The sequence below is a fragment of the Gordonia aichiensis genome, assembly GCF_039946255.1.
Lineage (GTDB): Bacteria > Actinomycetota > Actinomycetes > Mycobacteriales > Mycobacteriaceae > Gordonia > Gordonia aichiensis_A.
In genome coordinates, this window is record NZ_JBCDWL010000019.1 from 58,376 (window position 1) to 83,880 (window position 25,505).

Here is a 25,505-nt window from a genome sequence, read left to right on the forward strand (position 1 = left end):
CCAGCGCAGAATTCACCGACCACGGAAGGCCCGGACCCATGCCTATCGACTTCCCCCAGCTCGACACCCTGACCTTCGACGAGGCCGAACCCGGTATCGGCATCCTGCGGATGAACCGGCCCGACCGGATGAACTCGCAGACCGTGCAGATGTTTCACGAGTACCTGCTCGCCGGCCGGGCGCTTCGCGACAGCGGTCTGCGGGCGCTGATCGTCACCGGCACCGGCGACCGAGCATTCTGCGCCGGGTTCGACCTCGACGAGATCTCGGTGATCACTCAGATGGGTGTCCGCGACTTCCTGAAGTTTCAGGAGACCGCGACCGGCGGCATCCAGTCCATTCGTCATCTGCCCTTCCCGGTGATCGCCGCCATCCACGGGCCGGCGACCGGTGGCGGATTCTCCCTCGCGCTCGCCGCCGACATCCGGTTGGCCGCGCCGACCGCCAAACTCAGTGCGGCCTTCGTCAAGGTGGGGCTCTCGATGGGAGAACTCGGAACCTCGGTCAATCTCGCGCGACTGGTGGGCCCGGCCCGTGCCGCCGACATCGGGTTCACCGCCCGCATCGTCGAAGCGGAGGAAGCCGAGCGCATCGGGCTGGTCAATCGGGTGGTGCCGGCCGCGGACCTGCTCGACGAAGCCCTGGCCATGGCGCGACTGATCGCGACGAACTCGCCCGGCGGCGTCCGAATGTCCAAGCGGGCGATCCAGCGCAACGCCGAGATCGGCTCGTACGCGGCGGCCTTGGAACTCGAGAACCGCGGCCAGGCGTTGCTGACCCGCACCGACGACATGCCCGAGGCGCTGGCCGCGTTCAAGGAGAAGCGGGCCCCTGCGTTCAGCGGCCGGTGACGTCATGAGCTGGGAGTGGAGCAGCGATGAACTGGCCCGGTTGCAGGCCTTTCTCGCGGAGAAGGGCCTGACGTCCGGTGCCGTCACCACTCGTCGGATCGGTGACGGACATTCCAATCTGACCTACCTGGTGTCCGACGGCGAACGTCAGGTGGTGGTCCGACGACCGCCGCCGCCGCCGATCCCGCCCGGCGCGAACGACATGATGCGCGAGGCGCGGATCATGTCGGCGCTGTCCGGCTCGGCGGTGCCTGTGCCGACGATCCTGGGGACCGCCGATGCTGGAGAGGTGCTCGACGTCCCGCTGTACGCGATGTCCTTCTCGCCCGGGCCGGTGGTCACCGATGCGATGCCGGCGCCGTTCGACGTTCCCGAACAGCGACGCGCCGTCGGGGGGGCGCTGATCGACACACTGGTGGCGCTCCACGGCGTCGACTGGCGGACGGCCGGACTCGACGGCCTCGGCCGCCCGGCCGGATTCAACGCTCGCCACGTGGCCCGGATGCGCCGCCTGATCGTCGACGACGGCGGCGCGGTGCCGGACGATTTCGCCGATGTGGACCGCTGGTTGCTCGACCACACCCCGGCGGAATCGGACGAAACCCTGGTCCACGCCGACTTCCGGATCGGGAACGTCGTTCTCGCGCCGGGTGTACCCGGCCGGATCGACGCGGTGCTGGACTGGGAGCTGGCCACCCTGGGCGATCCGCTCCTGGACGTCGGATATCTCGCGGCGACCACACCCCTGCCCGGTCGCCGGCCCAACCCGACCGCTGAGCTGGGGATCGTCATGCTCGAAGACGGCTTCCCCACGCGAGAGGAACTGCTCGACCGTTACGCCGCGAGCAGCGGCCGCGACCTGTCGAATCTGTCCTGGTACGTGGTGCTCGCACTCTGGAAACTCGCAGTGCTGTACGAGTACAGCCGCCGCCGTGTCCTCGACGGGATCGGCGACCCCTACTACGCCGACCCGGACCTTGTGCAGCGCTTCCTCGCCGACGCCCGCGACGCCATGACTGCGACACCATGACTGCGACGCCGTGATCGCGGCCCCGCAGAACGCACGACCCCAGGAGACTCGATGACTTCCACGGCAGAATTCCACGACCCACTGATCGGATCGGAAACCGCCGGCCTTCCGCCGGGCTTCTTCGATCGCTTCATGTTCAACATGCACTCGGTGGCCGGTGACGCCCCGTCGATCATCATGGGCCACGGCCGGTATCCGCTCAAAGACACCGTCGACGGTTTCGTCGTGGTGAGCACCGAGACCGAGCAGCGCAACCTGCGGTACTCGAGTCTGCTGAGCGTGGCACCCGGCGACGGTGCCGGTCCCTTCCGGTTCGAAGTCCGCCGCCCGAACCGGGAATGGCGGCTTCGTCTGGGGCCCAACGATATCGGGGTGGAGTTCGACGTCACCTGGCGTGCGCGCACCCCGGCCTGGTTCGGCACGGTCGCGGTCCAGAACGACTCCGGCACCCCGACGTCGTTCGAGCACCTGTTCCAATCCGGCCGTTACGACGGCGAATTGAGCATCGACGGGCAGCGCGTGTCGGTCGAGGGCTGGTACGGCCAGCGGGATCGTTCGCGCGGAGTGCGCACCATGTCCGGCGGGCAGGGACTGCACATCTGGTACCAAGCGCAGTTCCCCGAATTCTCCGTCGGGTTCCTACTGGTGGAGACCCGTGATCAGGACCGACTGCTGCTCGAGGGCGCGGTGATGCACACCGACGGACGGTTGGATCCGATCGTCGACGCACGGCATGCTCTGCAGTTCTCCGAGGGTCTCGACCTCATCGGCGGGACGGTCGAAGTGACCACCGAAGGCGGTGAGCGGTACCGGATGTCGGCCGACGCGCGTGCCGGTGGCGGCTACATGGCGGGCGCAGGCTACGGCGGCCACCACGGTGCCGATCGGGGAGTCGATCACATCGAATCCGACCGCTACCCGCTCGGCGGCACCCTCTCCCCGCGCACCCTCGACTCCGCGCTGACCGACCGACTCTGCACCTTCGAGCTCGACGGAACGGCCGGCTCAGGCATCTTCGAATTCGCGCTGACCCGCAGTTCGCGCTATCGCTACCAGCCCACCCTTCACTGAGAGCCCACGCTTCACTGAAAGTCCGTCATGCGCGGGGGATCCGCCATGTGCAGGACTGCGGCGAGTTCGCTGACGGCGGCTTCGGTGGCGGGGGACACGCCCTCGACCGTCGCGGTCACGATGCCGCCGTCCATGACGCTGGCGGCCAGGCCGGGCGGCATGGTCGGGTATCCGCAGGCGGAGAGTAGTCGTGCCAGTTGTTCGACCGCGGTGCGACGGTGTCTGCCGAGCAGCGCGCCGAGTCGGGGACTCTCCCGTCCGCAGTCGACGACGGACCAGAAGGTGCCGGTGGCTGCCGTCTTGCCTGTGGTCGTCCCGTGCGCGGTCGTCTCGCCGGCTGTCGTTTGGTCCGCGATCGTCTCGTCCGCTGTCGGCCCGTAATAGGCCCGGAGGAGTAGCCGCGCCGTGCTGTCCGAGTCGCGCCGGCTGAGGGGGCCGAGTCCGTCGATGATCTGTTCGGCTTCGGCCGCCCGCACGCGTTCGATCTCGTCGACGCAGGCTGCCAGCAGATCCTCGCGCGTCTGGAAGTGTGATAGCGCACCGATCCCGGGGACGCGCCGGCGGACTGGGCGACGCCTCGGTGGGTGACGGCGGCGATACCGTCGCGGAGGAGCAGTCGGACGGCCGCTGCCAACAGCTGCGCGCGACGTTCGGCGGCGCGTGCCTGGCTGGGGCGGCCCGGTCTACTCGCTTGCCGTGCGGTTGTCATGTCCTGCTCCTGTGTCCGGGCGATCCTCAGCTTCACCACCTGGCACGGAATCTTCTGGTTCATGGTGCCGCTGGTGGTCGCCGCGGCCGCCGTCGGGGCGCGCAAACTCCCGAATGTCACCGAACCGCGCCCATCCTCGTTCGACCTTGTCTCCGTGGTCCTGTCGGTGTTCGCCTTCGGCGGCCTGGTCTACGGGCTGAGCTCGATCGGCGTCATCGTCGGCGGCGGACGGGATACGCGGATCGCGGCGACCGTGCTGGTTGTCGGTGTCGTGGGGCTGGCGTTGTTCGTCTGGCAGTCAGCTGGTCCGGGGCCGAGAGGGCCGGGCGCTGCTGGACCTGCGTCCGCTCGGCGTGCGCAACTTCACGCTGTCCGTGGTCGCGCTGATGTGCCTGATGGCGGCCATGCTCGGCGTGCTCAACACCCTCCCGCTGTACCTGCGGGGCTCGCTGCTGGTCACCGCGTTGGTCACGGGCCTGGTGCTGCTGCCGGGCGGTCTCTTGGAAGGGGTGCTCTCGCCGATCGCCGGTCGGATCTACGACCGCTTCGGGCCCCGACCGTTGATCATCCCCGGCATGATCATCGTGGTGGCCGGCCTGCTCGGGCTCTCGATGGTGAACGAGACCACCGGGGTGTGGGTGGTCGTCGGACTCCACGTGTTCTTCTCGATCGGCCTGGCGGGACTGTTCAGCCCGTTGATGACCACGGCGCTGGGCTCCCTCCCGCAAGACCTCTACGGACACCGTTCGGCCATCCTCAACACGGTGCAGCAGCTCGCCGGTGCCGCCGGTACCGCGATGATGATCGCCGTCTACAGCGGCGTCAGTGCCAGCGCTGTAGATGGCGGTGCGTCGGAACCGGCGGCACTGGCGGACGGCGCGGCCGCGGCCTTCCTGACCTCTGCGGGGCTGGCGGTCCTCGCCCTGGTCTGCTCGCTGTTCATCACCCGGGTGCGCGACGTCGGCGGTGAGGCCGAGGTCGTCGCCGACGATCCCGCACCGGTCGTCCCGGCACCGCTTCCGGAAGCGTCAGACGCTTCGCTGTGATTTGCTCTTCTCCGTCGCGGCCTTGCTGGTCTCGCGGATCTGCTCCCAGTCGGTGTCGCTGAGCGAGGTGAGGCCGGCGAAGGTGCCGGGGCCGGCGAGCATCTGGCCGCCGTCCATGGCGATAGTCTGTCCGGTGAGGTAGTCGCAGGCGTCGGACATCAGGAACATGGTGAGGTTGGCGAGTTCTTCGATGGTGCCGGTCCGGCCGGCGGGGATCTGGTCGGCCTGGGTGGCGCCCACCGAGCTGTTCTCGGTGGGATTGAGCATCTCCCAGGCGTAGTCGGTTGGGATGGGGCCGGGGGCGACGGCGTTGAGCCGGATCCCGTGTTTGGCCCATTCGACGGCCAGCGACATGGTCATGGAGTGGACGGCGGCCTTGGCCATGGCGGAGGGGACGACGAACGCCGATCCGGTCCACACCCAGGTGGTCAACGTGGAGAGGACCGATCCGGGCAGGCCGTCGGCGATCCAGCGCTTGCCCGCGGCGTGGGTGGTGTGGAACGAGCCGTTCATGACGGTGCTGGTGATCGCGGAGAAGGCGCGGGGGCTCAGATCCTTGGTCTGGGCGATGAAGTTGGCGGCCGCGTTGTTGATCACGCCCGTCAGTGGGCCGTGGTCGGCCCAGATCCGGCCCATGGTGTCGTCGACGTTGTCGTAGTCGCGGACGTCGACGGTGTGGATGTGCACCGATCCCGGTCGGGCGGCCGAGGCTTCGGCGGCTGCTTCCGAGAGGACGGCTTCGCGCCGGCCCCACAGGTGGACCTCGGCTCCGTGATCGACCAGGTGGCGGGCGACGCCGCGACCCAGTCCGGTACCGCCGCCGGTGATGAGAATCCTTTTGCCGGCAAGCAGTTGAGGGGAGAAGGTGGTGTCGTTACTCATGACGTTCCTCATTGGTCGGTGACTGTCGGCGAGTGGTTCACAAGCCGATGTTCTTCGCGATGATCTCGCGCTGGATCTCGTTGGTCCCGCCGTAGATCGGTGGCGCCAAGGCACGGCGGACCTGCCCTTCCATCCCGTACTCGCGGGTGTATCCGGCGCCGCCCATCAGCTGCATGGCCTCCAGGGCGGCGTGCTTGGCGATCTCGGTGCAGCGCAATTTCGCCATCGCCGACTCTCTGTTGAGGTCGTCTTCGTGGCCGTTGTCGATCTTGGTCGCCGCGTCGTAGAGAAACACCCGCGCGAACTCGATGTCGGTGGCCAGATCGGCGAGACGATGCCGGATCGCTTGAAACGACGCGATCGGACGATTGAACTGCTCGCGCTCGCGAACGTGGCGCACGGCGTCATCAAGGGCGCGGCGGGCCGCTCCCACGCTCATGGCGGCGATGATGAGGCGCTCGATGGACAAGCCGCGCATCAGCTGGCGCCACGCATTCCCCGGTTCGCCGACCACCGCGGAGGCCGGAACCGCCACGTCGGTGAAGAACACATCGTTGCAGGTCCGAGGCTCCATGGTCTCGATGCCCCTGATCACCAGGCCGGGCGCGTCCGTGGGCACCATCAGCAGGGTCATGCCCTCATGGCGACCGCCGCTGCCGTCCTCTCGAGTGAGGACCAGCAGGTGCTCGGCCACGTGCGCCGCCGAGATCCAGGTCTTCTGCCCGTTGACGATGTACCGGTCGCCGTCGCGGCGGGCAGAGACCCGGATGCCGGCCAGGTCCGAACCCGCGCCGGGTTCGGACAGGGCGATGGCTTCGAGTCGTCCCGCGGCGAGGTTGGTGACGACCGCCTTCTTCTGCGCTTCCGAGCCCCAGCGCAGATACGTCTGTGCCGCGGTGAGGCCGGTGGAGTAGGCGGTGATCGGAGCCAGGCCGCGCGAGGATTCCTCGAGGAAGATGCATTCGTCGACGAAACCGGCGCCTGCCCCGCCGTACTGCTCCGGCAACGAGATGCCGAGCCAGCCGTTCCGGGCCATCTCCGCCAGAACCCGGGGACTGTTGGCGAGTGTGCCACCCTCTGTCACGGCGTCCCGCTGGGCGACCGTCGCGAGTTCGCGGCTGCAGTACTCGGCGACTGCGGCCGCGAACTCGCGCTGTTCGGTGGAGAACTGCACGCTACTTGCCGCGGTAGGGGGCGAAGTCGGGCTTGCGCTTCTCGTTGAAGGCGGTGATGCCCTCCTGGGCTTCGGGGGTGTCGCCGAACATGGCCAGGGTGGAGTACGCCATGCTGCCGATGCTGACGAAATGCTCGGTGTCGGTATTCATCGACTGCTTGAGCACCCTGAGCGCGGTGGGGGAGAAGTCGAGCATCTGGTCGGCCCACGCGCGGACCTCGTTCTTCAGCTCGGCGGCCGGGACGACGCGGTTGACCAAGCCCCAGTCGAGGGCCTCCTCGGCCGACAGGCGGCGCAGCATGAACCAGATCTCGCGGGCGCGCTTCTCGCCGACGACGCGGGCGAGGTAGCCCGATCCGAGGCCGGCGTCGAACGATCCGACCCGGGGGCCGTTCTGGCCGAACTGGGCGGTGTCGGCGGCGATGGTGAGGTCGCACAGGACGTGCAGGACGTGGCCGCCGCCGATGGCCAGGCCGTTGACCGCGGCGATGACCGGCTTGGGGGTGTCGCGGATGACGCGGTGCAGGGCGTCGACTTCGAACAGCCCGGACGCGGACGGGCCGTAGTCGCCGGTCTCCATCCGCTGCTTCTGGTCGCCGCCGGCGCAGAAGGCCTTGTCCCCGGCGCCGGTCAGGGCGATGACGCCGACCTCGCTGCTGGCCCAGGCGCGCTTGAAGGCGAGTACCAGTTCGTCGACCGTCTGGGCGCGGAAGGCGTTGTACCGCTCGGGCCGGTTGATGGTGATCCACGCCAGTCCGTTGTCCACTTCGTAAGTGATGTCGGTGAATTCGCTCATCAGACTTCCTTGTCCTTCTCGTCGGGGTGGCGAGTGCCACGCTCGTTGCGGTCATTAGGACTGACCATTTGCAACACCGTACCTTTTGTGACACGGTGGGGCAAGTATCGATCTGCGTGCACGGGTGCGCAGGACTGATTGGCGCGGAGGAAGTCTCATGGTTCTGGTGCGACGGCTGGAGGATTCGGGGGCCGTGATCGTGGGCGGCACCGCGGGTATCGGACTGCATTCGGCCCTTGCCTTGGCCCGGGCCGGCGTGAAGGACATCGTGCTGGTGGGGCGTTCCGCGGAGCGCGCGGGCCGGGCCAAGGAGGCGTTTGCAGCGGCCGGTCTGGCCGAACCGTCGTACGTGCAGGGCGATGCCGGGACCGCCGACGGCGCGATCGAGATCATTGAAGCGGCACGGGCGCTGCTTCCCGCCCTCGACATCCTGATCACCTCGGTGGCGGCCGATGTGGAGCCCACCCTGTTCAAGGACATCCCGACCGACGACATCGCCCGGACCCTCACCTCGCTGGCGCTGCCGGGGATGCAGCTGGCCAGTGCGGCACTGCCGTCCATGCGCGCACAGGGCGGCGGGACGATCATCAACGTGGCCTCGGATGCTGGCAAGACGGCCACGCCCGGGGAGGCGGTGATCGGGGCGGCCAAGGCGGCCCTGATCATGTTCACCCGGAGCATCGCGATCGAGGAGAAGCGCCACGGTATCCGGGCCAACGTGCTGACCCCGTCGCTGGTGCACGGCACCGATTCCACCGAGCGCATCACCTCCGGCGGCAGTTTCAGCGCGAAGCTGTTCGCCAGTGCTGCCAAGCAGGCGGCGCTCGGTGTCCCCGACGCCGACGACGTCGGGGCACTCGCGGCATTCCTGTGCAGCCCGGAGGCGGCGAGGCTCACCGGTCAGGCGATCAGCGTCAACGGAGGCATCTCCGCGGCGTGATCGCGCGGACCCGGTATCAGCGGCCGAGGTAGAGCGCCGTCGCCTCTGCGCGGTTGACCGCACCGACCTTTCTGAGGATCTTCTTGACATGTGATTTCACGGTCTCGAGGCCGATGCCGAGACGGTCGGCTATCTCGGCGTTCGAGACGCCTGTCGCGATCAACCGGATGACGTCGACCTCACGGTCGGTCAGGAGTCGCTCCATCGCGTGATTGGCCGGTACCTGATCCTCGACACGGACCGATTCGAGACGAGGAGTCGGGTCGAGGTCCGGCCCCGCCGACAGGACCGCGTCGGTGTCGGAGACCAACTGAGCGAGGCGTTCGGTCAACACTCGGTGGTGCCGGGCGATTCGGTCGATCGACGAATCTCGCGCGAGGACGGCGCTCATCGTCGAGCCGTACAGCGCGAGGATCTCCGCATTGTCGCGGGTGGGAGTGGCAGCTGCGGGTGCAGCGTACAGAAGCGCAGTGAGTGCGCCGTCGACGATGATCTGGACGGCGAGGTAAGTGCTCGTGCCGAGCAGTCGAGTGCTTGCCGACGGGGCCTCCGACGGATCGATGAGACGGACCGCCGGAGATCCGGACTCGGATCGCAGCTCGGCGCCGGCCGAGGCGAAATCGATGCGAGCGGTCGACACCTCGGTGGTCCCGTCGGCGGTCGCCCGGGCTCTCGCGTCCGTGGTCGCCAGCCGGGTGACCGGATCGACTCGCGCGTACATCGCGGCCGGGAACCGCGCGGATTCGACCAACTCGGTGCACAGTGCCGCCGGGAGCGTGTCGCGGTCGGCGAGGATTGTCAGCCTCCGCAGCGAGTCGGACAGTGTCAGCAGCGTCTCCCGGTGTCGAGCCGCGAGCACCTCGGTGAGCCGATACTGAGCACTCAACGACTCCGCCGCGGTCCGCAGGACGAGGGGTAGGAGGTCGTCGGACCGCGGCGCAGCCTGCATCGCCGCGGTCGCGGACTCCGCCGCGGAGGCCTGAATGCCGTCGATCAGCCCGCTCGTGGGGGTCGGCATGCCCAGCATCCGCCGGAGGCCGCGATCGAGGGCGGTGAGACGGGCGACGAGCTCGGGGGCGGAGTCCGTCACCGGCCGTAAGTGCCGGGGAGCTGTCCGCCCAGCTGGACGAATCGAGCCACCGCTCCCGATCGCGTGGTAGTCCCGAGTTTGCGGGCGATCTGTTTCACGTGCGATTTGACGGTTTCCTCGGACACCACCAGGCATCGGGCGATCTGGAAGTTGGTCGCGCCGGTCGCCACGAGCTCGAGCACCTCGAGTTCACGTGCGGTCAGGGTCTCGGTCGGCGACGACGGGCGGCCCGGCACCGAAGTCGGGGCGTGGTCGAGCTGCGTGTGGGCGGCCGCGTCCGTTCCGTGGTCGATATCGGACAGCTCTGCGGTGATGTCACCGAACAGCTCGTCGACCCGGGCTGCGCTGAGTCTCAGCCGGTCGATGATCATCGCCCTTTCGAAAACCACCGACAGGCATTCGCCGAAGGCGCTGAGGAGACCGAGATCGACATCGGAGATGCGACGGTCGACCGGCCGGTCTGCGTGGAGGATCCCGATCGCGCGGCCTCGCGCCACGATCGGAGCCACGACGAAGCCCGCCGTCTGCGACACCTCGATCATGACCCTGCAGGTCCGTCGGTCCGCTCCGGGACGGGTGCTCATCAGGGGCGTGCGGGTCTGCGCGACCGCCGACTCCAGCGGAGCGTCGGCGAATGGGATGTGAGAGTCGGTGATGAACGATTCCAGCGCGGCGTTCTCGGGGCTGTCGTCGGCTTCGAAGTGCAGGTATCGCGGCATCCAGACTGACGAGCGGACGGGCGAGAGCATTGCCCGGGCGAATCCGAGACCGCGGCAAGTCCGGGCGGGGATCTGGTCGATGAGCTGAGCGGTCGAGGCGCCCTGCAGGTCGTCGAGCGTGGACCTCATCTCATGCAGTGAATGGGTGGTATCGGCGGTGCGGGCCTCGATCCGTTCGGTCTGTGTGCGATGGATCCAGTGCAGCGCGCGGAAGATGGCGAGGCGCCGATCGTCGGTGATCTCGGGACGCAGAGACTGCTCCTCGGCCTGTCGGCGGGCACGGGCGAGGATGTCGTCGAGTGAGGGGTCGTCCAAGGACGCGAGGGCTTGTCGGGGCGATCCCAGGAGTGCGGTGATCTCGTGAAGGCGGTCCACTATCACCTCGTCGACGTCGCTGTCTGGGCGGTCACTCCGATGCATTCTGGTCACGTCGTCCCTCTCGTTCCGAACCAGGACAATTTTAGGTCAGACCATAAAATCTGTCGAGGTCGGCATGTGGGCCGAGGCGGTGACGACCGCTACGCGTCGCCCATCATGGCCAGCGCGCGCCGCAGGGCGCCGTACACGTCGCCCGCGGTGTCGGCGTCGGTGCCGATGAGTCCGTAGTCCACGGCCGCCAGGGCGTCGGCGATCTGCGTCATGGTCTCGATTCCGGCCGGGGTCAATGCCGCGAGGACGGTGCGACGGTCGGTGGGGTGCGCCCGTCGCTCCACCAGGCCCGCCGCCGTGAGTTGATCGACCGTGAGCGTGACGGTCGTCGGATGCACCATCAGGATCTTCCCGATCTGTCCGAGCGGCCTGCCGTCGTCGGGGGAGACGAACAGAATGATCATCACCAGGAGCCCACGCCGCGAGACCTTGAACGGCTTGAGGGCCTTGCCGATGACGCCGCTGAGGATCGCCGACGCCCGAAGCAGGGCGCTCATCGCGGCGAAGTGCTCCGGCTGCGCCATACCCAGTTCGGACCATCGTCGCTGGGTCGTGCCCACTGCGTCGATCGGCCTCTCGGCGTCGTTCGGCCTGTCGGTCACTCTGGCCTCCATCGTGCGCTGATTCTCCCAATACTCTAGACCACCGACTATTTAGTGATTAGAGTGAATGTCAATGGACATACCATTTAGTGCTCCGATTGAGGCGGCGCCGCAGGTCGGCGCCGACCGGCCGAGCTTGTTCGTTCCCGGGCCTCCCGAGGCTGTCTTCGGGGTCCGCGACGTCGCCGGCACCAGCTCGGAGACGACTGGACACATGACCCCGGCCGAGTGGATGCGCGGAGATGACGGTCGCCTGCGACCCGGCGCGCTCGGCGTGTTGGTCGACACCGTGGTCGGCGGTCCCGCGGTCGCCTTCCGTCCGGCGGGCGGGTGGGCGGTCACCACGGACCTGTCGATCACCTTCTGTGCGCCGATCCCCGGCGACTGCCGAGCGCTCATCGCCCGATCGGCGGCCGTGTGCGCCGACGACTCCCGTGCCCTCGCAAGGGGGACGGTTCACGCCGACGACGGCACCCTCGTCGCGCTCGTCGACGAGCGCATCGAGTTCACCGACAGCGCGCCGGTGCGACGCACCCCCCGACCCGACGGCCGATCGTCGATGCGACTGCGGTTCGACGGTCCAGATGTCCTGCTCGACGTCGCCGACCCCGTCGTCAATCCCGGCGGCGCGCTGCACGGAGGCGTTGCGGTGTACGCCGCCGAACTCGCGGCCGCGCGAGTGGCCGATGCCGCCGTTCCCGGGCTCGTCGCCACCGGTTTGCACATCGCCTTCCTCCGGCCGGGGCCGATCGGTGAGACGTTGCGCTTCGCCGTCGAGGTGGAGCATCGAGGCCGCAACTGCGTGCTCACGACGGTTCTGTCGTATCGGGCCGACGGACGCGAATGCACGCGGACCTCCATCACCTACCGCCGTCCCAGTGTCTCGGATGTGCGCAGTGTCTCGGACGTGCGCAGTGTCTCGGATGTACGCGACGGCGTGCCGGCGATCGGTCGACAGCCCGACTCCACCTTGCCCGCACCGGAGTTCTCGGGATTACAGAAGGACGTTCGCAGATGACCACGATCATGACGACAGAGCAGGCCGAGATCCGCGATGCCGTGCGCGACTACGCGAACCGCGTTCTCGCCGACGGGTACCTCCGCCGCGCCAAGTCGCCGAAGTTCCCGTGGGAGATCCACCGGCAGATCGCGGACCTCGGCGCGCTGGGGCTGCTGGCGGGCCCGAAGTACAACCCGCTGGAGACCGAGGACTACGTCGCAGCGGGCCTGGTGATCGAAGAACTGGCCGCCGGCGATTTCAACGCCGCCAATGCGGTGATCCCGGTGCTGTTGATGAGCTCGCTGCTGCACCGGCACGCGCCGCAGGACCTCGCCGAGCGCTGGTTGCCCGATCTTGTGCGCGGGGAGTCGTACCTCGCCTTCGGTCTCACCGAGCCAGGCACCGGCTCGGATGCCGGACGAATCCGCACCACCGCGGTCGCCGAGAACGGCGGCTATCGGATCTCCGGCGAGAAGACGTCGGTGACGATGCTCGGCAATGCGGAGGCGATCATCCTGGCCGCGCAGACCGTCCGAGACGGACGCGGCGTCGGGGTGTCGACGCTGCTGGTTCCGTTGAACGCCGACGGCATCGCGACGTCGACCGTGGAGGACACCGGCTGGCTGCCGCTCGGCCGGGGCGTTCTCCACCTGGACGGCGTGTGGGTTCCCGAATCGAACCTGATCGGACCGGAGGGGCGGGCATTCTCCCGAGTGCTGAACGGATTCGACTTCACCCGTCCGCTGCTGGCGCTGACCGGAATCGGAATCGCGCAGAGATCGCTCGACGAGACGGCCGGATATGTGCAGATGCGGGAGGCGTTCGGCTCTCGACTCTCGAAGTTCGAAGGCGTCTCCTTTCCGCTCGCCGAGCATCTGACCAAACTCGAGGCCGCCCGGCTCATCTGCTATTCGGCTCTGCAGAAACGGACGGCGGGTCTGCCGCACACCGCCGAGGCTGCGATGGCGAAATGGTTCGGACCGCACACAGCGAGTGCCGCAATCAAAGACTGCCTACTGCTTCACGGCAATTACGGATACTCGACCGAACTGCCCTTCGAACAGCGTCTTCGCGACGCGATGTCGGTGGAGATCGCGGACGGTACCTCGCAGATCCAGAAGATCATCATCATGCGCGAGAAATACGGCAGGGAGTTCATTCCGTACGAGAAGTAGTCGGCCCGAGTCTCCCGATTCGTCCTCGGTCACTGATCGAGGGCGGGCTGTGGCGCATCAACATTTTTCAAATCATTTAGGACGCTTGAGGATTCAGTTCCCCAGTGTTGCCATGAATGGTTAGACCTATTAATATGTGATCTGAACCATACGGTGGAGAATTGCGCGAATCTCAACCGCGTCGACCGTATGGGACCATCGATGAAAAGGAGGCGACACCGATGTCGCTCACCACTTCTTCCTGGCCGGCGGTGTCGAGCACCGGAGTCCGAGACATCACCCTGCCCGATCTGATTCGGGAGGGCGCCCACGCCCAGCCTGAACGCATCGCGCTGGTCGACGCGGTGCCGGACGTCGACAGTCGGCGGCAGTGGACCTACACCGAGCTCGTCGCCGATGTTGAGCGCTACGCGCGCGCCCTGCTGGCGGACTTCGAGCCGGGCGACCGGATCGCGTTGTTCGCCCCCAACAGTGCGGACTGGATCATCTTCCAGCAGGCCATCGCCATGGCGGGGATGATCGTGGTCGCCGCCAATCCGGCCTACCGCAGCCACGAGCTGGAATATGTGCTGAAGCAGTCGAAGGCCGTCGCCGTCTTCTACCAGCGCGAATACCGGGGCGCAGATCTGGGCTCGGTCGTCGCACAGGCGCGCGAAGGCGCTCCCGGCGTGCGGTCGGCGATCGGCGACGACCACTGGCAGGCATACGCCGACCGCGGTGACGAATCCACGGCCCTGCCGAACGTGCAACCCACCGATCCGGTGCAGATCCAGTACACGTCGGGCACCACCGGCTTCCCGAAGGGCGCATTGCTGCATCACAAGGGGATCGTCAACGAGGCGACCTTCGTCTTCGAGCGGGCCGGGATGGGCGACGGCGGCGTCTGCATCAACGCGATGCCGATGTACCACATCGGCGGAGGCGCGGTCACCGAGCTCGGCACGTTCGCGTTGCACGGTACATACGTGGTGCTGCCGGGCTTCGAGCCGGCCGCGGTGCTGGAAGCCTACGAGACCTATCGGGGCACGCACGGGTTGCTGGTGCCCACCATGCTGCTGGCGCTGCTGGAGCATCCTGATGCGAAGACGCGCGATCTGTCGAGCATGCAGACGGTGCTCTCCGGTGCCGCGGCCGTTCCCGAAGCGCTGGTCCGGAGGGTGACCACCGAGTGGAACTGCGCCTTCTCCATTCTGTTCGGCCAGACCGAGATGCACGGCGTGATCAGCCAGACCAAGGTCTCCGACGATCCCGTCGACCAAGCGACGACCGTCGGGCAGCCGCTGCCCGAGCTCGAGGTCCGGCTGGTGGATCCGGTGACCGGCGACGTGGTTGCGCTCGGGGAGCAGGGCGAGATCTGCTGCCGCGGCTACCAGACCATGCTCGGTTACTACGACATGCCCGAGGAGACCGCGCGGACCATCGACCCGGACGGGTGGCTGCACATGGGCGACCTGGCGACGATGGACGAGCGGGGCTTCCTGAAGGTCACCGGACGGCTCAAGGAGATGATCATCCGCGGCGGCATGAACATCTACCCGCGGGAGATCGAAGAACTGTTGTTCACCCACGAACAGATCAGCGACGTCATCGTCCTCGGCGTCACGCACGAGTACTGGGGCGAGCAGATCGCGGCGGTGATCCGCCCGACCGGCGAGACCCCGGACGCCTTCGCGCTCAAGCAGTGGTGCCGCGAGCGGATCTCCGCGCACAAGGTGCCGACGCTGTGGTTCTTCACCGACGAGTTCCCCATGACTCCCACCGGCAAAGTGCAGAAGTTCAAGGTGCGCGACGACATCGTCGCCGGCGACCTCATCCCGGATGCGGAGACGAGCGGACACGTCGACGCGTGATCGCGAGACCTGATCCAGAGATCTGACCTCCGTGCATCGTCACACCCGTGAGATGCGACCCACCAGACGCAAGGAACACTCAATGCAGATCACCGCAGCGGTGGTTCGAACCGCAGAACAGCCCTTCCAGATCGAGACGCTCGAACTCGACAGTCCCCGCGCCGGAGAGGTGCTGGTTGAGATCGAGTCGGTGGGCTTGTGCCACACCGACATCGGAGTGCAGAAGCAGTGGCTGCCCGTGCCGCTCCCACTGGTGCTCGGCCATGAGGGCGCCGGGCGCGTCGTCGAAGTCGGCGAGGGCGTCACCTCCGTCGCCGCGGGCGATCCGGTCCTGTTGACCTTCGCCTCCTGCCGCAGATGCCGCTCGTGCCTCGACGGCCACCCCGCCTACTGCGAGAACTTCCCGGCGCTGAACGTGCTCGGCACCCGCCTCGACGGCACGACGGCGCTCACCGACGCGGACGGCAAGTCCGTCAACGGACAGTTCTTCTCGCAGTCCTCGTTCGCGACCCACGCGATCGCCCTCGAATCCAACGTCATCAAACTGTCCGACGACGCCGACCTCCGTCAGGTCGGCCCCCTCGGCTGCGGCATCCAGACCGGTGCCGGCACCGTCCTCAACGGACTGCGCCCACCCGCGGGCTCGTCCATCGCCGTCTACGGCGTGGGCGCCGTCGGCCTCGCCGCGATCATGGCCGCCCGCGTCGCGGGCTGCACCAAGATCATCGCCGTCGACCGCATCCAGTCGCGTCTGGATGCGGCGCTCGAGTTCGGCGCCACCCACGCCGTCAACAGCGAGACCGGCGACATCGTGGAGTCGATCCGTGCGATCACCGGCGCGGGAACCGACTACGCCGTCGACACCACCGCCATCACCGCGGTGGTCCGTCAAGGCGCGAGCGCTCTCGCGCCGCGGGGCACGCTCGCCATCCTCGGCTTCGGGAAGGCCGGTACCGACATCGAGATCGACATGCTCGAGTTCCTCATGGCGGGCCGCACCATCGTCGGCATGACCGAGGGCGACGCCGTCCCCTCCGACTTCATTCCGCGCCTCATCGAGCTGAACGCCCAGGGCCGGTTCCCGTACGACAAACTGATCACGCACTACCCGTTCGCCGACATCAACCAAGCCTGCGCGGACGTCGAGTCGGGAGTCGCGGTCAAAGCGGTCCTGGATCTCAAGTGACCGCGACATCTCAGGTGACCGCGACATCTCAGGTGACCGGAGCGAGCATTCCCGATCTGCAGCGCCGTTTCCGCATGGAGGATCGGCTGTCGGGGCTTCTCGACGACAAGATCCGCGGCCGTGCGGCCGATCAGTCCGGTGCCGCACCGTCCTTAGCGGAGCGCACGGCCTCGCTGACCGACTTTCTCATCGCGGAACTCGGCGGCGACGTCGTGGTCCGCGACATGGCTCGGATGAGCGGCGGCGGTGCCAACGAGACGTACGGCTTCGTGCTCGACCACGGCGGCGAGAGCCGCCGGCTCGCACTGCGCATCAAGACGGCCGGCGCCATCTGCGCGACCGACGCCACCAGGGAGTTCGAGATGCTCGGGGTGGTCAGCAAGGTTCTGCCCGCGCCGAAGCCGTTGGCGGTCACCGAGGACTCCGCGTGGTTCGGTGCGCCGGCGTTCATCGCCGAGTTCGTCTCCGGGACGAGCGTGCCGACGTTCGACGTCCCCAAGGCCACCGGGCTCGGTGTCACCTATGGTGCGCGTCTGCGGAAATCACTCGCCGCCCCATTCATCGAGCACTGCGCGGCTCTGCACTCGTACGACGGATGGGACGCCGACGATCTCAGTGCGTTCGACATCCCGCGTGCGGGGACGACCGATGCCATCGACTGGCGCCTGGCGTTCTGGGAGCGTTCCTGGGAGCAGGACAAGGTCGAGGAGCATCCGGCCATGCTCCTCACCCGCCAGTGGCTGGAGGAGAACAAGCCCGCAGCCGACCGGATCTCCCTGCTGCACGGCGACTACCGCAACGGGAATTTCCTGTTCGACGAGGAGACCGGTGAGTTCGTGTCGGTGATCGACTGGGAGCTCTGCTACCTCGGCGACCGACACTCGGACCTCGCGTACACCATGCTGCCCGGATGGGGGTCGCTCGACGAGAACGGCGTCTTCCTCGTCGCCGGCCTCGTCGACACCGAGACGTTCATCGCCGAGTACGAGCGTCGTTCGGGTCTGTCGGTCGACATGGACAAGCTGAATTACTACTACGTCTACAACTACTACTGGGCTATCGAATCGCTGCTGGGCACCGGCCCCGGCCACGCCCACCGTCGGCTCACCCAACTCGATGTCATGTACAACTTCATCAGCGGTCTGGGCGGACGGTTCGTCGGCGATGTGAATGCACTGATCCTGGAGGACCTCAATGCTGCCCACGATTCCTGAATCGCTGACGGCTCTCCGTCGCCGCATGGCAGAGACCGTCATACCCGCGCTGCCGGACGACCCGTTCGTCCAGGAGCAGTCGGCGCTGATGCTCGCGACCATCGACTGGCTCCTGGACGTCCAGCCGCACGAGGTGGCCTACGAGGTGGTCGAGAACGAGGACTACCGCGGACTCACCGCCGATCTGGCGGGACTCCTGCCCGACGGCGAGCGCGGACGGGCTCAGGAGCGGCTCGATGCGATCACCCGCACGGCGCACGTGCCGTCGATCGCGGACGTCCCGCGCGTTGCAGAGGCCGTCGAGCAGAATCGTGAGCTGAAGGCCCTCGCGGGCGAACTGTTCACCGCCATCACGCGAGACGGGGTCGCGGCGGACGACTCGGCTGCCGGGAAGGCGAAAGCGCAGATGGTCGAGGTCGCCCGTCGTCAGGAACGTCGAGAACGCGCGTTCTACCGAATGACCGGGTTCCCGGTCGACCCCGAAGAACTCGGCGCGGTACTCGCCGAACAGGCCCGCCGCTGATGCCGTCCCGATCACACTCTGAACGTCCGGTGTCTCAACGAAAGGAAATCTCATGAGCGCACCCGTCACCACCCCGGCCCCCGTCCACGTACCGCGATCCGAACTCGAACGGATCCTCGACGTTCAGCGCAAGGCCTTCAACCTCGAAGGTCCGCCGACCGCCGAAGTCCGGCGCAACCGGATCGACCGACTCCTGCTGGCCCTGCTCGAACGCGCCGACGACATCGCTGAGGCTCTCGGCGCCGACTACGGTCAGCGCCCGGAAGCGCTGACGAAGTCCTTCGAGTTGCTCGCGTGGCTCCCCGACGCCAACGACATCCGCGAGAACCTCGAAGAATGGATGAAGCCGACCCCACTGCAGACACCCGAGGGGCAGACCGGCTTCATCCAGAACCGACCGCTCGGCGTCGTGGGCGTCATCGGCGCATGGAACTTCCCGGTCCTGCTGTCGTTCCAGCCGGCCGTCGCCGCGCTCGCCGCCGGAAACCGGGTGATGGTCAAGTTCCCCGATCTCCACGTGCGAACGGGCAAGGTGGTCGCGGAGGCCGTCGCGAAGCACTTCGACGAGTCCGAGATCGCCGTGGTGCTCGGCGATGTGCAGACGGCGCAGGACTTCTCCAGCCTGCAACTGGACCACATCATCTTCACCGGCTCCCCGGCGATCGGCCGGATGGTGGCCGAGGCGGCCGGCCGAAACCTGGTCCCGGTGACCCTGGAGCTGGGCGGCAAGAATCCGGTCGTCGTCGCGGAGGACGCCGATCTTGGGCTGGCCGCGCACCGAATCGCCGGAACCCGCTTGCTGAACGGCGGTCAGATCTGCCTGTGCCCCGACTACGTCTTCGCGCCGCGAAGCAAGGCCGATGACTTCATCGCCGCGCTGCAGGACGAGATGACCGAGCTGTTCCCGAGCTACTACGACTCGCCGGCCGCGGTGTCGATCGTGAATGAGCGCAACTACCAGCGGGTCACCGGCCTGATCGACGACGCCGTCGCCCAGGGCGCCGACCGCATCCTCCCGGTCCCGGACACCGCAGACGGCAGCGCGCCGACCCAGTCGCGGCTGATCCCGCCGACCATCCTCACCGGAGTTCCCGAAGCGGCGAACATCTCGTCGGAGGAGATCTTCGGTCCGGTGATCCCGGTCTACGTCTACGACGACATCGACGAGGTCATCACCTACGTCCAGGATCGCCCGTCGCCTCTCGGTGCCTACTGGTACGGCGGCGACGGCGCCGACTTCCAGCGGTTCCTGGAGAAGACCACGAGTGGCGGAGTCACCCGCAACGACGGCATCTCGCACGCCTTCGCGGAGGGTGCACCGTTCGGCGGCGTCGGAAACTCCGGCACCGGCGCCTACCACGGCAAGGTGGGCTTCGACGCCTGCTCGCACCGGCGGCCGGTGTTGTCCAATGACGCCGAGCTCGGCATCTCGGACGGCATGGCCGGTGTGGCGGTCGGCAGTGACCAGGTCGCCGCCATGGTGGACCAGGGCGTCGCCGCGGCGCTGGCGGACGTGCGCAGCCGGGTCTGAGCACCGGCATGACAAATCGGTGGTTTTCCGGTTCTCAGGAACCGGAAAACCACCGATGTGCATTGACGGAGCACGCGCCCCGGGGGCCGGCTCAGTAGCCGACGCCCCCGCGGCGGTAGATGTCGCCCGCGATGATCTTCTTCTGGATCTCGGCGCTGCCGTCGGCGGCAACCAAGTAGGCCATGACGTCGCGATAGCGGGCCTGGTGCGGGAACTCGGCGGCGTAGCCGAGGTTGCCGTGGATGCGCATGGCGACCTCGATGGCCTGGCGGGCCACCTGCGGCGGCCACCACTTGCTCATCGACGCCAGCGCGGTGTGCGGCCGGTTGACCTCGCGTGACCACAGCGCCTTGTAGCAGACGAGACGGGCGGCTTCGAGGAGGGTGGCCTGTTCGGCGAGGTTGAACGAGACGCCCTGGTACTCGGAGATCGGCCGGCCGAACGTCTCGCGCTGCTGGGAGTATTCGACGGCCTCGTCGAGGCTCTGCCGGGCCGAGCCCAGGCACATCAGTCCGATCGCCGCGCGGCTGAAGTCGAAGTGATTCATCACCGACGCGAACCCGCGGCCCTCTTCGCCCACCAGGTGCGAGTTGGGGATGAAGACGTCGTCGAAGTGGATCGAGCCCCAGCCCAGGGGCAGGCATCCCATCCCGAGCATGTGCGACCGGGTGACGCCCTCGGCGTCCATCGGGACGCAGAAGCAGCTGACGCCGGACGATCGGGTGGTGCCCGGTGTCCGCGCGTAGACGAGAGTCGCGGCGGCGTTCATCGCCCAGCTGATGGCGGTCTTCTCGCCGGACAGGATCCAGCCGCCGTCGACGGGCGTGGCCGTGGTTCGCAGGGCGCCGGCGTCCGAGCCGGAACCGGGTTCGGTCAGCGCGATCGCCAGGGTCTCCTTTCCTGCGATGAGGCTGGGCAGATAACGCTCGGCGACCTCTTTGCTGGAGTGCACGAGCTGGGAGCCGACCAGACCGACCTGGATCGGCGCGGAGGCCAGGTTGATGTCGCCGGTGGCGAGAACCTCGGTCGCCAGGCCCAGCATGACGGGGTCCTCGGTGCCGGTGCCGCCGTACTCCTCGGGTAGCCCGATGCCGAGCACGCCGATCTCACCGAGCTTCGCGAATACCTCATAGGGGAACTCGGTGCTCGCTGCTCGCGCGACGTAGTGCGGTCGGAGTTCCTTGGCGGCGAAGTCGCCGAGTACCTCGGCGAACTCCTGCTGATCAGGACTGAAGTCGAAGGACAGCAATGGGATCTCCCTGTCATCGGCGATACGAATACCGGTTTGGACATGTAGTTTTAATGGACTGACCATACAACGAAGTTGATCGCCGGGCAATGCGGCGATCGACCGCGCCGCGCTCGTCGCCGCATCTCGGGCAAGGGGTGGACGGGCGGTCGAACGTCGAGTAAAAATGGTAAGACCATTGATTTCATAGCCGACTTCGAGGAGAGATCCACATGGCAGGCGTTATCGACGTAATGAACTACGCGCCCTACATCGCACCCGGGCTGTCGGGCACCGAGTACCAGTTCGAGGAGTTCCAGACGATGGTGCGCACCACGCTGCGCCCGTTGCTCAAGGATGGGATGGTCACCACGCAGTGGGGCCGCAAAGTCGACGTCGCCAACCCGCCGACCGAAGCCGATCCGACACTGCACGTCGAGGAGGCGGTCGCGGCGCTCGACGAGTCAGGCTGCGACATGATGGTGCTGGCCTGCGTGAAGATGTGGTCGTATCACCACCACCACTCGCTCATCATGGACCTGCCCGAGGAAGTGGTCGCACAGGCGCTGGAAGTGGCCGGCGACCGGTTCATCGGCGGCGCCGGCTACAACCCGTTCCGGATCGATGAGAGCCTCCGCCGGATCGAGATGTTCGTCCGCGACCACGGGTTCAAGTACGTCTACTTCCACCCGATGACCTTCGGCCTCGCCGCCAACGACCGTCGCTGCTACCCGCTCTACGCCAAGTGTCAGGAACTCGGAATCCCCGTCGGCATGCAGGTGGGCCACTCGGCGGAGACCCTGCCGAGTATCGTCGGCCATCCGATGCTCGTCGACGACGTCGCCATCGATTTCCCGGATCTCAAGATCAACCTCTCGCACACCGGTTGGCCGTGGACCGGCGAGTACATCTCCATGCTGTGGCGTCATCCGAACGTGTACGGTGACATCTCGGCGTACTTTCCGAAGTCGCTCGATCCGGAACTGGTCAAGGCAATGGATCGGCAACTGCGCGGCAAGGTCATGCTCGGCAGCAATGGCTTCGACCTCAAACGCTGCGTCTCCGAACTGCACGAGCTGCCGATCCGTGAGCAGACGATCGAACGGATTCTGCGGGGCAACGCGCTGGAGTTCTTCGGTCTGTGAAATGAGAACCGCGGACCCGCCGGAGCGAAGTCTCGGCGGGCCCGCGGCGTCTGTGCGGTCGGTCAGGCGTCGTGCATGATCACGCCGCGGATGTTCTTGCCGTCGCGCAGGTCCTGGTAGCCCTGGTTGACGTCCTCGAGCGAGTAGCGCTGGGTCACCAGCTCGTCGAGCTTGAGTTCGCCGGCGTCGTACAGGCGCAGCAGGCGGACGATGTCGTACTGCGGGTTCATCGACCCGAACAGAGTGCCCATGATGGTCTTCTGATTCAGCGTCAGATCGGCGCCGGAGACCTGGACGGTCAGCTTGGTCGGGTCGGCCAGACCGGTGATGACCACCTTGCCGCCCTTGCCGATGACGGCGGTCGCCGCCTGCACGACCGGGACGTCGACGGTGCCGACCAGGATCAGCGCGGCGTCGGCGCCCTGACCCCAGGTGAGTTCGGTGACCTTCTCCTGCGCCTCCTCGGCGGTGGCGAAGGCGTGGGTGGCGCCGAACTTGAGGGCCTCGGTGCGCTTCATCTCGACCGGGTCGACGACGACGACGTACTTGCAGCCCGCCGACACGGCGCCCTGCACGGCGTTGATGCCCAGGCCGCCGATGCCGTAGATGACGGCGGTGTCGCCGGCGCGCAGGTTGCCCGCGTTGACGGCGGTGCCCCAGCCGGACGGGACGCCGCAGCCGACGAGGACGGCGGTCTCCAGCGGCAGCCAGTCGTCGACCTTGACCACCGAGTGCTGGGAGATGGTCGCGTACTCGGAGAAGGTGCCGAGCATGCACATCGCGCCGAAGTCCTTGCCATCGCCGTGGAAGCGGAAGGTGCCGTCGGGCATGGTGCCTTCGAGGATGGTGGCGCCCATGTCGCACAGGTTCTGGCGGCCGGTCGAGCAGTAGCGGCAGGTGCCGCAGTTGGGGATGAAGCTGCACACCACGTGGTCGCCGGGCTTGACCTTGGTGACGCCGGGGCCGACCTCCTGGATGATTCCGGAGCCCTCGTGACCGCCCACGATGGGGTAGCGGGGCGGCAGGTCGCCGTCGGTCAGGTGCAGGTCGGAGTGGCACAGGCCGGCGGCGGTGTACTTGATCAGCACCTCGCCGACGCCGGGGCCGTCGAGCTCGAGTTCCATGATCTCGAAGGGCTTGCCGGGTTCGAGGAGGACGGCGGCTTTGGTCTTCATGGTGGTGGTCCTTTCGTCAGGGGGAGCGCAGCGGGTCAGAGGGCGATGTTGACGGACTTGGTCTGGGTGTAGAGGTCGAGCGCCGAGTCGCCGAGTTCGCGGCCCCAGCCGGACTGCTTGAAGCCGCCGAACGGGAGGGCGGTGTCGAAGCCGTTGTACTGGTTGACCCACACCGAGCCGGCCTGCACCTTGGCCGCCGTGCGGTGCGCCTTGGAGATGTCCTTGGTCCAGATGCCCGCGGCCAGACCGTAGATGGAGTTGTTGGCGGCCTGCGCGACATCGTCCTCGTCGTCGAAGGGCAGGGCGGCGACGACCGGCCCGAAGATCTCCTCTTCGACGATCGAGTACTCGGGCTTGACGTCGACGAAGACGGTCGGCTCGATGAAGTAGCCCTGATCGCCCCAGCGGTTGCCGCCGGTGAGGGCGCGGGCGCCGTCGGCCAGACCCTGCTGGATGTAGCTGTTGACGCGGTCGAACTGTTCCTGCGAGACCAGCGGACCCAACTCGGTGGTCGGATCGAGGCCGGGGCCGATCTTGGCCTGCGCGGCGGCGTCGGCGACGGCCTGCGTGAACTCGTCGAAGATGCTGCGCTGCACGAACAGTCGGGTGCCCGCAACGCAGCACTGGCCGTGGTTGAACATCCACGCGGCGACCGACCCGGCGACGGCGGCGTCGAGGTCGGCGTCGGCGAAGACGATGTTGGGGCTCTTGCCGCCCAGCTCCAAGGTGACCTTCTTGAGGTTGCCGGTGGAGGCCTGGACGATCTTCTTGCCGACCTCGGTGGAGCCGGTGAAGGCGACCTTGTCGACGTCCAGGTGCGCCGACAGCGCCGCGCCCGCATCGCCGAAGCCGGTGACGACGTTGACCACGCCGGGCGGGAAGCCGGCCTCTTCGAAGACCTCGGCGAGCATGAGCGCGCTCAGCGGGGTCTGCTCGGCGGGCTTGAGGACCACGGTGTTGCCCGCGGCCAGCGCCGGAGCCAGCTTCCAGGTGGCCATCAGGATCGGGAAGTTCCACGGGACGATCTGCCCGCACACACCCAGCGATTCGCGGCGGGTGTAGGCGTGGAAGTCGGCGTCGGGGGAGGCGAAGGGCATCGACGGGGTGATCGAGGAGCCCTTGATCTTGGTGGCCAGGCCGGCGTTGTAGCGCCACACGTCGGCCGACCAGTTCACGTCGACGGCGGTCGCGATCGCGACGGACTTGCCATTGTCGAGGGCTTCGAGCTGACCGAAGATCGCGGCGCGCTCGGTCAGGATGTCGCCGACCCGCCAGATCAGGCGTTCGCGCTCGTTGGGACGCATCCGACCCCACGGGCCCTCGTAGGCGGCGCGGGCCGCGGCGACGGCGCGGTCGATGTCGGTGGCGTCGCCGTGCGGCACGTTGGTGATGACCTGTCCGGTCGCCGGATCGTGGGTGGCGAAGGTGCGGCCGGAGGCGGCGTCGACCCACTGACCGCCGATGAGCATCCGGCGATCTCGGGAAACGAACTCGGCGACCTCGGGCAGTAGTACCGAGTCGAGCGTGGCGGTCATGAGAGCCTCCTGTGTTGCAGAACCTGTTGGATCACATCTGTGATGTGTGCCACCGAATGGCGTGCATCATTTATCCCCCGCCGCAACGGGCTCGCCGTGTGCAGAATCTGAACACTGCGGCTGTGCAGGTGGACGGACGGTCGCGAGGGGTCTCGATACGCCGCCTCGCTTCGCTCGGTGGCTACTCGACCGGCCTGTTCCCAGGGTTGTCGAGTAAGCGGAGGAGCGGAGCGGGGGAGCGCATCGAGACGATGGTGCGGGGTCTCGATACGCCGCCTCGCTGCGCTCGGTGGCTGCTCGACCGGCCTGTTTCCAGGGTTGTCGAGTAAGCGGAGGAGCGGAGCGGGGGAGCGCATCGAGACGATGGTGCGGGGTCTCGATACGCCGCCTCGCTGCGCTCGGTGGCTGCTCGACCGGCCTGTTCCTAGGGTTGTCGAGTAAGCGGAGGAGCGGAGCGGGGGAGCGCATCGAGACGATGGTGCGGGGTCTCGACGCTCTTATCGATTTTGTCAAGCGGTGGGGGCTGGTTGTGGGCTGTTGTCTTCGAGGTAGCGGTAGATGTCTCGGGTGACGTAGCGCATGACGGCGCGGCGGGCCATTTTGG

At 67.4% G+C, this 25,505-nt stretch carries 23 protein-coding genes; 13 read left to right on the forward strand and 10 right to left on the reverse strand.

Going from position 1 to position 25,505, the window contains the following annotated elements:
• The first annotated feature begins 38 nt into the window (after nt 1-38).
• Genes AAFO60_RS17785 through AAFO60_RS17795 form a run of 3 tightly spaced genes read left to right on the forward strand, consistent with a single transcriptional unit; the run spans nt 39 to nt 2,952 of the window.
• Nucleotides 39-851: an enoyl-CoA hydratase/isomerase family protein gene (locus AAFO60_RS17785; RefSeq protein ID WP_347957570.1), complete on the forward strand. Its 813-nt coding sequence runs from the start codon at nt 39-41 to the stop codon at nt 849-851.
• Nucleotides 852-855: 4 nt separating this feature from the next.
• The gene (locus tag AAFO60_RS17790) at nt 856-1,881 is read left to right on the forward strand and encodes a phosphotransferase family protein (RefSeq protein ID WP_347957571.1); all 1,026 of its coding nucleotides are present in this window, start codon (nt 856-858) and stop codon (nt 1,879-1,881) included.
• Between the two features lie 51 nt (nt 1,882-1,932).
• The gene (locus AAFO60_RS17795) at nt 1,933-2,952 is read left to right on the forward strand and encodes a DUF7064 domain-containing protein (RefSeq protein WP_347957572.1); all 1,020 of its coding nucleotides are present in this window, start codon (nt 1,933-1,935) and stop codon (nt 2,950-2,952) included.
• Between the two features lie 11 nt (nt 2,953-2,963).
• On the opposite strand, the gene AAFO60_RS17800 is transcribed toward AAFO60_RS17795, so the two are convergent.
• The gene (locus AAFO60_RS17800) at nt 2,964-3,428 is read right to left on the reverse strand and encodes a hypothetical protein (protein WP_347957573.1); all 465 of its coding nucleotides are present in this window, start codon (nt 3,426-3,428) and stop codon (nt 2,964-2,966) included.
• A 499-nt stretch (nt 3,429-3,927) separates the two neighbouring features.
• Between AAFO60_RS17800 and AAFO60_RS17805 the strand changes: the two genes are divergently transcribed.
• A complete protein-coding gene (locus tag AAFO60_RS17805) occupies nt 3,928-4,707 on the forward strand; it encodes an MFS transporter (protein WP_347957594.1) in 780 nt (259 codons plus the stop codon).
• On the opposite strand, the gene AAFO60_RS17810 is transcribed toward AAFO60_RS17805, so the two are convergent.
• From AAFO60_RS17810 to AAFO60_RS17820, 3 genes are read right to left on the reverse strand one after another with little or no spacing between them, the layout of a single operon-like run.
• Nucleotides 4,690-5,589, reverse strand: coding sequence for an SDR family oxidoreductase (locus tag AAFO60_RS17810; protein WP_347957574.1), 900 nt, complete (start codon nt 5,587-5,589; stop codon nt 4,690-4,692). The two genes, AAFO60_RS17805 and AAFO60_RS17810, sit on opposite strands and share 18 nt — an antisense overlap.
• A gap of 37 nt (nt 5,590-5,626) precedes the next feature.
• A complete protein-coding gene (locus AAFO60_RS17815; RefSeq protein ID WP_347957575.1) occupies nt 5,627-6,763 on the reverse strand; it encodes an acyl-CoA dehydrogenase family protein in 1,137 nt (378 codons plus the stop codon).
• 1 nt (nt 6,764) lies between these two features.
• Nucleotides 6,765-7,559, reverse strand: a complete 795-nt coding sequence (locus tag AAFO60_RS17820) for an enoyl-CoA hydratase-related protein (protein WP_347957576.1) — start codon at nt 7,557-7,559, stop codon at nt 6,765-6,767.
• Between the two features lie 157 nt (nt 7,560-7,716).
• Here AAFO60_RS17820 and AAFO60_RS17825 point away from each other — a divergent pair, with 157 nt between their 5' ends.
• Nucleotides 7,717-8,499 carry an SDR family NAD(P)-dependent oxidoreductase gene (locus AAFO60_RS17825; RefSeq protein WP_347957577.1) on the forward strand — a complete coding sequence of 261 codons (783 nt, stop codon included), beginning with the start codon at nt 7,717-7,719 and terminating at the stop codon, nt 8,497-8,499.
• Between the two features lie 16 nt (nt 8,500-8,515).
• On the opposite strand, the gene AAFO60_RS17830 is transcribed toward AAFO60_RS17825, so the two are convergent.
• The 3 genes from AAFO60_RS17830 to AAFO60_RS17840 form a co-directional block, all read right to left on the reverse strand.
• Complete coding sequence (locus tag AAFO60_RS17830) at nt 8,516-9,589, reverse strand: helix-turn-helix transcriptional regulator (protein WP_347957578.1); 1,074 nt, start codon at nt 9,587-9,589, stop codon at nt 8,516-8,518.
• Complete coding sequence (locus AAFO60_RS17835; RefSeq protein ID WP_347957579.1) at nt 9,586-10,683, reverse strand: LuxR C-terminal-related transcriptional regulator; 1,098 nt, start codon at nt 10,681-10,683, stop codon at nt 9,586-9,588. The genes AAFO60_RS17830 and AAFO60_RS17835 overlap by 4 nt, the downstream gene beginning before the upstream one ends.
• Before the next feature lie 143 nt (nt 10,684-10,826).
• A complete protein-coding gene (locus AAFO60_RS17840; protein WP_347957580.1) occupies nt 10,827-11,339 on the reverse strand; it encodes a MarR family winged helix-turn-helix transcriptional regulator in 513 nt (170 codons plus the stop codon).
• 73 nt (nt 11,340-11,412) lie between these two features.
• On the opposite strand from AAFO60_RS17840, the gene AAFO60_RS17845 reads away from it, so the two are divergent.
• The 7 genes from AAFO60_RS17845 (at nt 11,413) to AAFO60_RS17875 (ending at nt 19,818) form a co-directional block, all read left to right on the forward strand.
• A complete protein-coding gene (locus AAFO60_RS17845) occupies nt 11,413-12,357 on the forward strand; it encodes a PaaI family thioesterase (RefSeq protein ID WP_347957581.1) in 945 nt (314 codons plus the stop codon).
• Complete coding sequence (locus AAFO60_RS17850) at nt 12,354-13,514, forward strand: acyl-CoA dehydrogenase family protein (RefSeq protein ID WP_347957582.1); 1,161 nt, start codon at nt 12,354-12,356, stop codon at nt 13,512-13,514. The genes AAFO60_RS17845 and AAFO60_RS17850 overlap by 4 nt, the downstream gene beginning before the upstream one ends.
• A gap of 221 nt (nt 13,515-13,735) precedes the next feature.
• On the forward strand, nt 13,736-15,364 hold the full coding sequence (locus AAFO60_RS17855) for an AMP-binding protein (protein ID WP_347957583.1): 1,629 nt from the start codon (nt 13,736-13,738) through the stop codon (nt 15,362-15,364).
• Between the two features lie 82 nt (nt 15,365-15,446).
• Nucleotides 15,447-16,550 carry an NAD(P)-dependent alcohol dehydrogenase gene (locus tag AAFO60_RS17860; protein ID WP_347957584.1) on the forward strand — a complete coding sequence of 368 codons (1,104 nt, stop codon included), beginning with the start codon at nt 15,447-15,449 and terminating at the stop codon, nt 16,548-16,550.
• On the forward strand, nt 16,547-17,764 hold the full coding sequence (locus AAFO60_RS17865) for a phosphotransferase family protein (protein ID WP_347957585.1): 1,218 nt from the start codon (nt 16,547-16,549) through the stop codon (nt 17,762-17,764). The genes AAFO60_RS17860 and AAFO60_RS17865 overlap by 4 nt, the downstream gene beginning before the upstream one ends.
• Before the next feature lie 25 nt (nt 17,765-17,789).
• Complete coding sequence (locus AAFO60_RS17870) at nt 17,790-18,287, forward strand: hypothetical protein (protein WP_347957586.1); 498 nt, start codon at nt 17,790-17,792, stop codon at nt 18,285-18,287.
• Between the two features lie 52 nt (nt 18,288-18,339).
• Nucleotides 18,340-19,818 (forward strand): aldehyde dehydrogenase family protein, encoded by a 1,479-nt coding sequence (locus AAFO60_RS17875; protein WP_347957587.1) that lies wholly within the window; start codon nt 18,340-18,342, stop codon nt 19,816-19,818.
• Nucleotides 19,819-19,909: 91 nt separating this feature from the next.
• On the opposite strand, the gene AAFO60_RS17880 is transcribed toward AAFO60_RS17875, so the two are convergent.
• A complete protein-coding gene (locus AAFO60_RS17880) occupies nt 19,910-21,067 on the reverse strand; it encodes an acyl-CoA dehydrogenase family protein (RefSeq protein ID WP_347957588.1) in 1,158 nt (385 codons plus the stop codon).
• Between the two features lie 212 nt (nt 21,068-21,279).
• On the opposite strand from AAFO60_RS17880, the gene AAFO60_RS17885 reads away from it, so the two are divergent.
• Nucleotides 21,280-22,191: an amidohydrolase family protein gene (locus AAFO60_RS17885; RefSeq protein WP_347957589.1), complete on the forward strand. Its 912-nt coding sequence runs from the start codon at nt 21,280-21,282 to the stop codon at nt 22,189-22,191.
• Nucleotides 22,192-22,253: 62 nt separating this feature from the next.
• Here the strand turns inward: AAFO60_RS17885 and AAFO60_RS17890 are convergent, their stop codons facing one another.
• Together AAFO60_RS17890 and AAFO60_RS17895 are read right to left on the reverse strand one after the other, a co-directional pair.
• Nucleotides 22,254-23,366 (reverse strand): NDMA-dependent alcohol dehydrogenase, encoded by a 1,113-nt coding sequence (locus AAFO60_RS17890; protein WP_347957590.1) that lies wholly within the window; start codon nt 23,364-23,366, stop codon nt 22,254-22,256.
• A gap of 35 nt (nt 23,367-23,401) precedes the next feature.
• On the reverse strand, nt 23,402-24,901 hold the full coding sequence (locus AAFO60_RS17895) for an aldehyde dehydrogenase family protein (protein ID WP_347957591.1): 1,500 nt from the start codon (nt 24,899-24,901) through the stop codon (nt 23,402-23,404).
• Nucleotides 24,902-25,505: the final 604 nt, after the last annotated feature.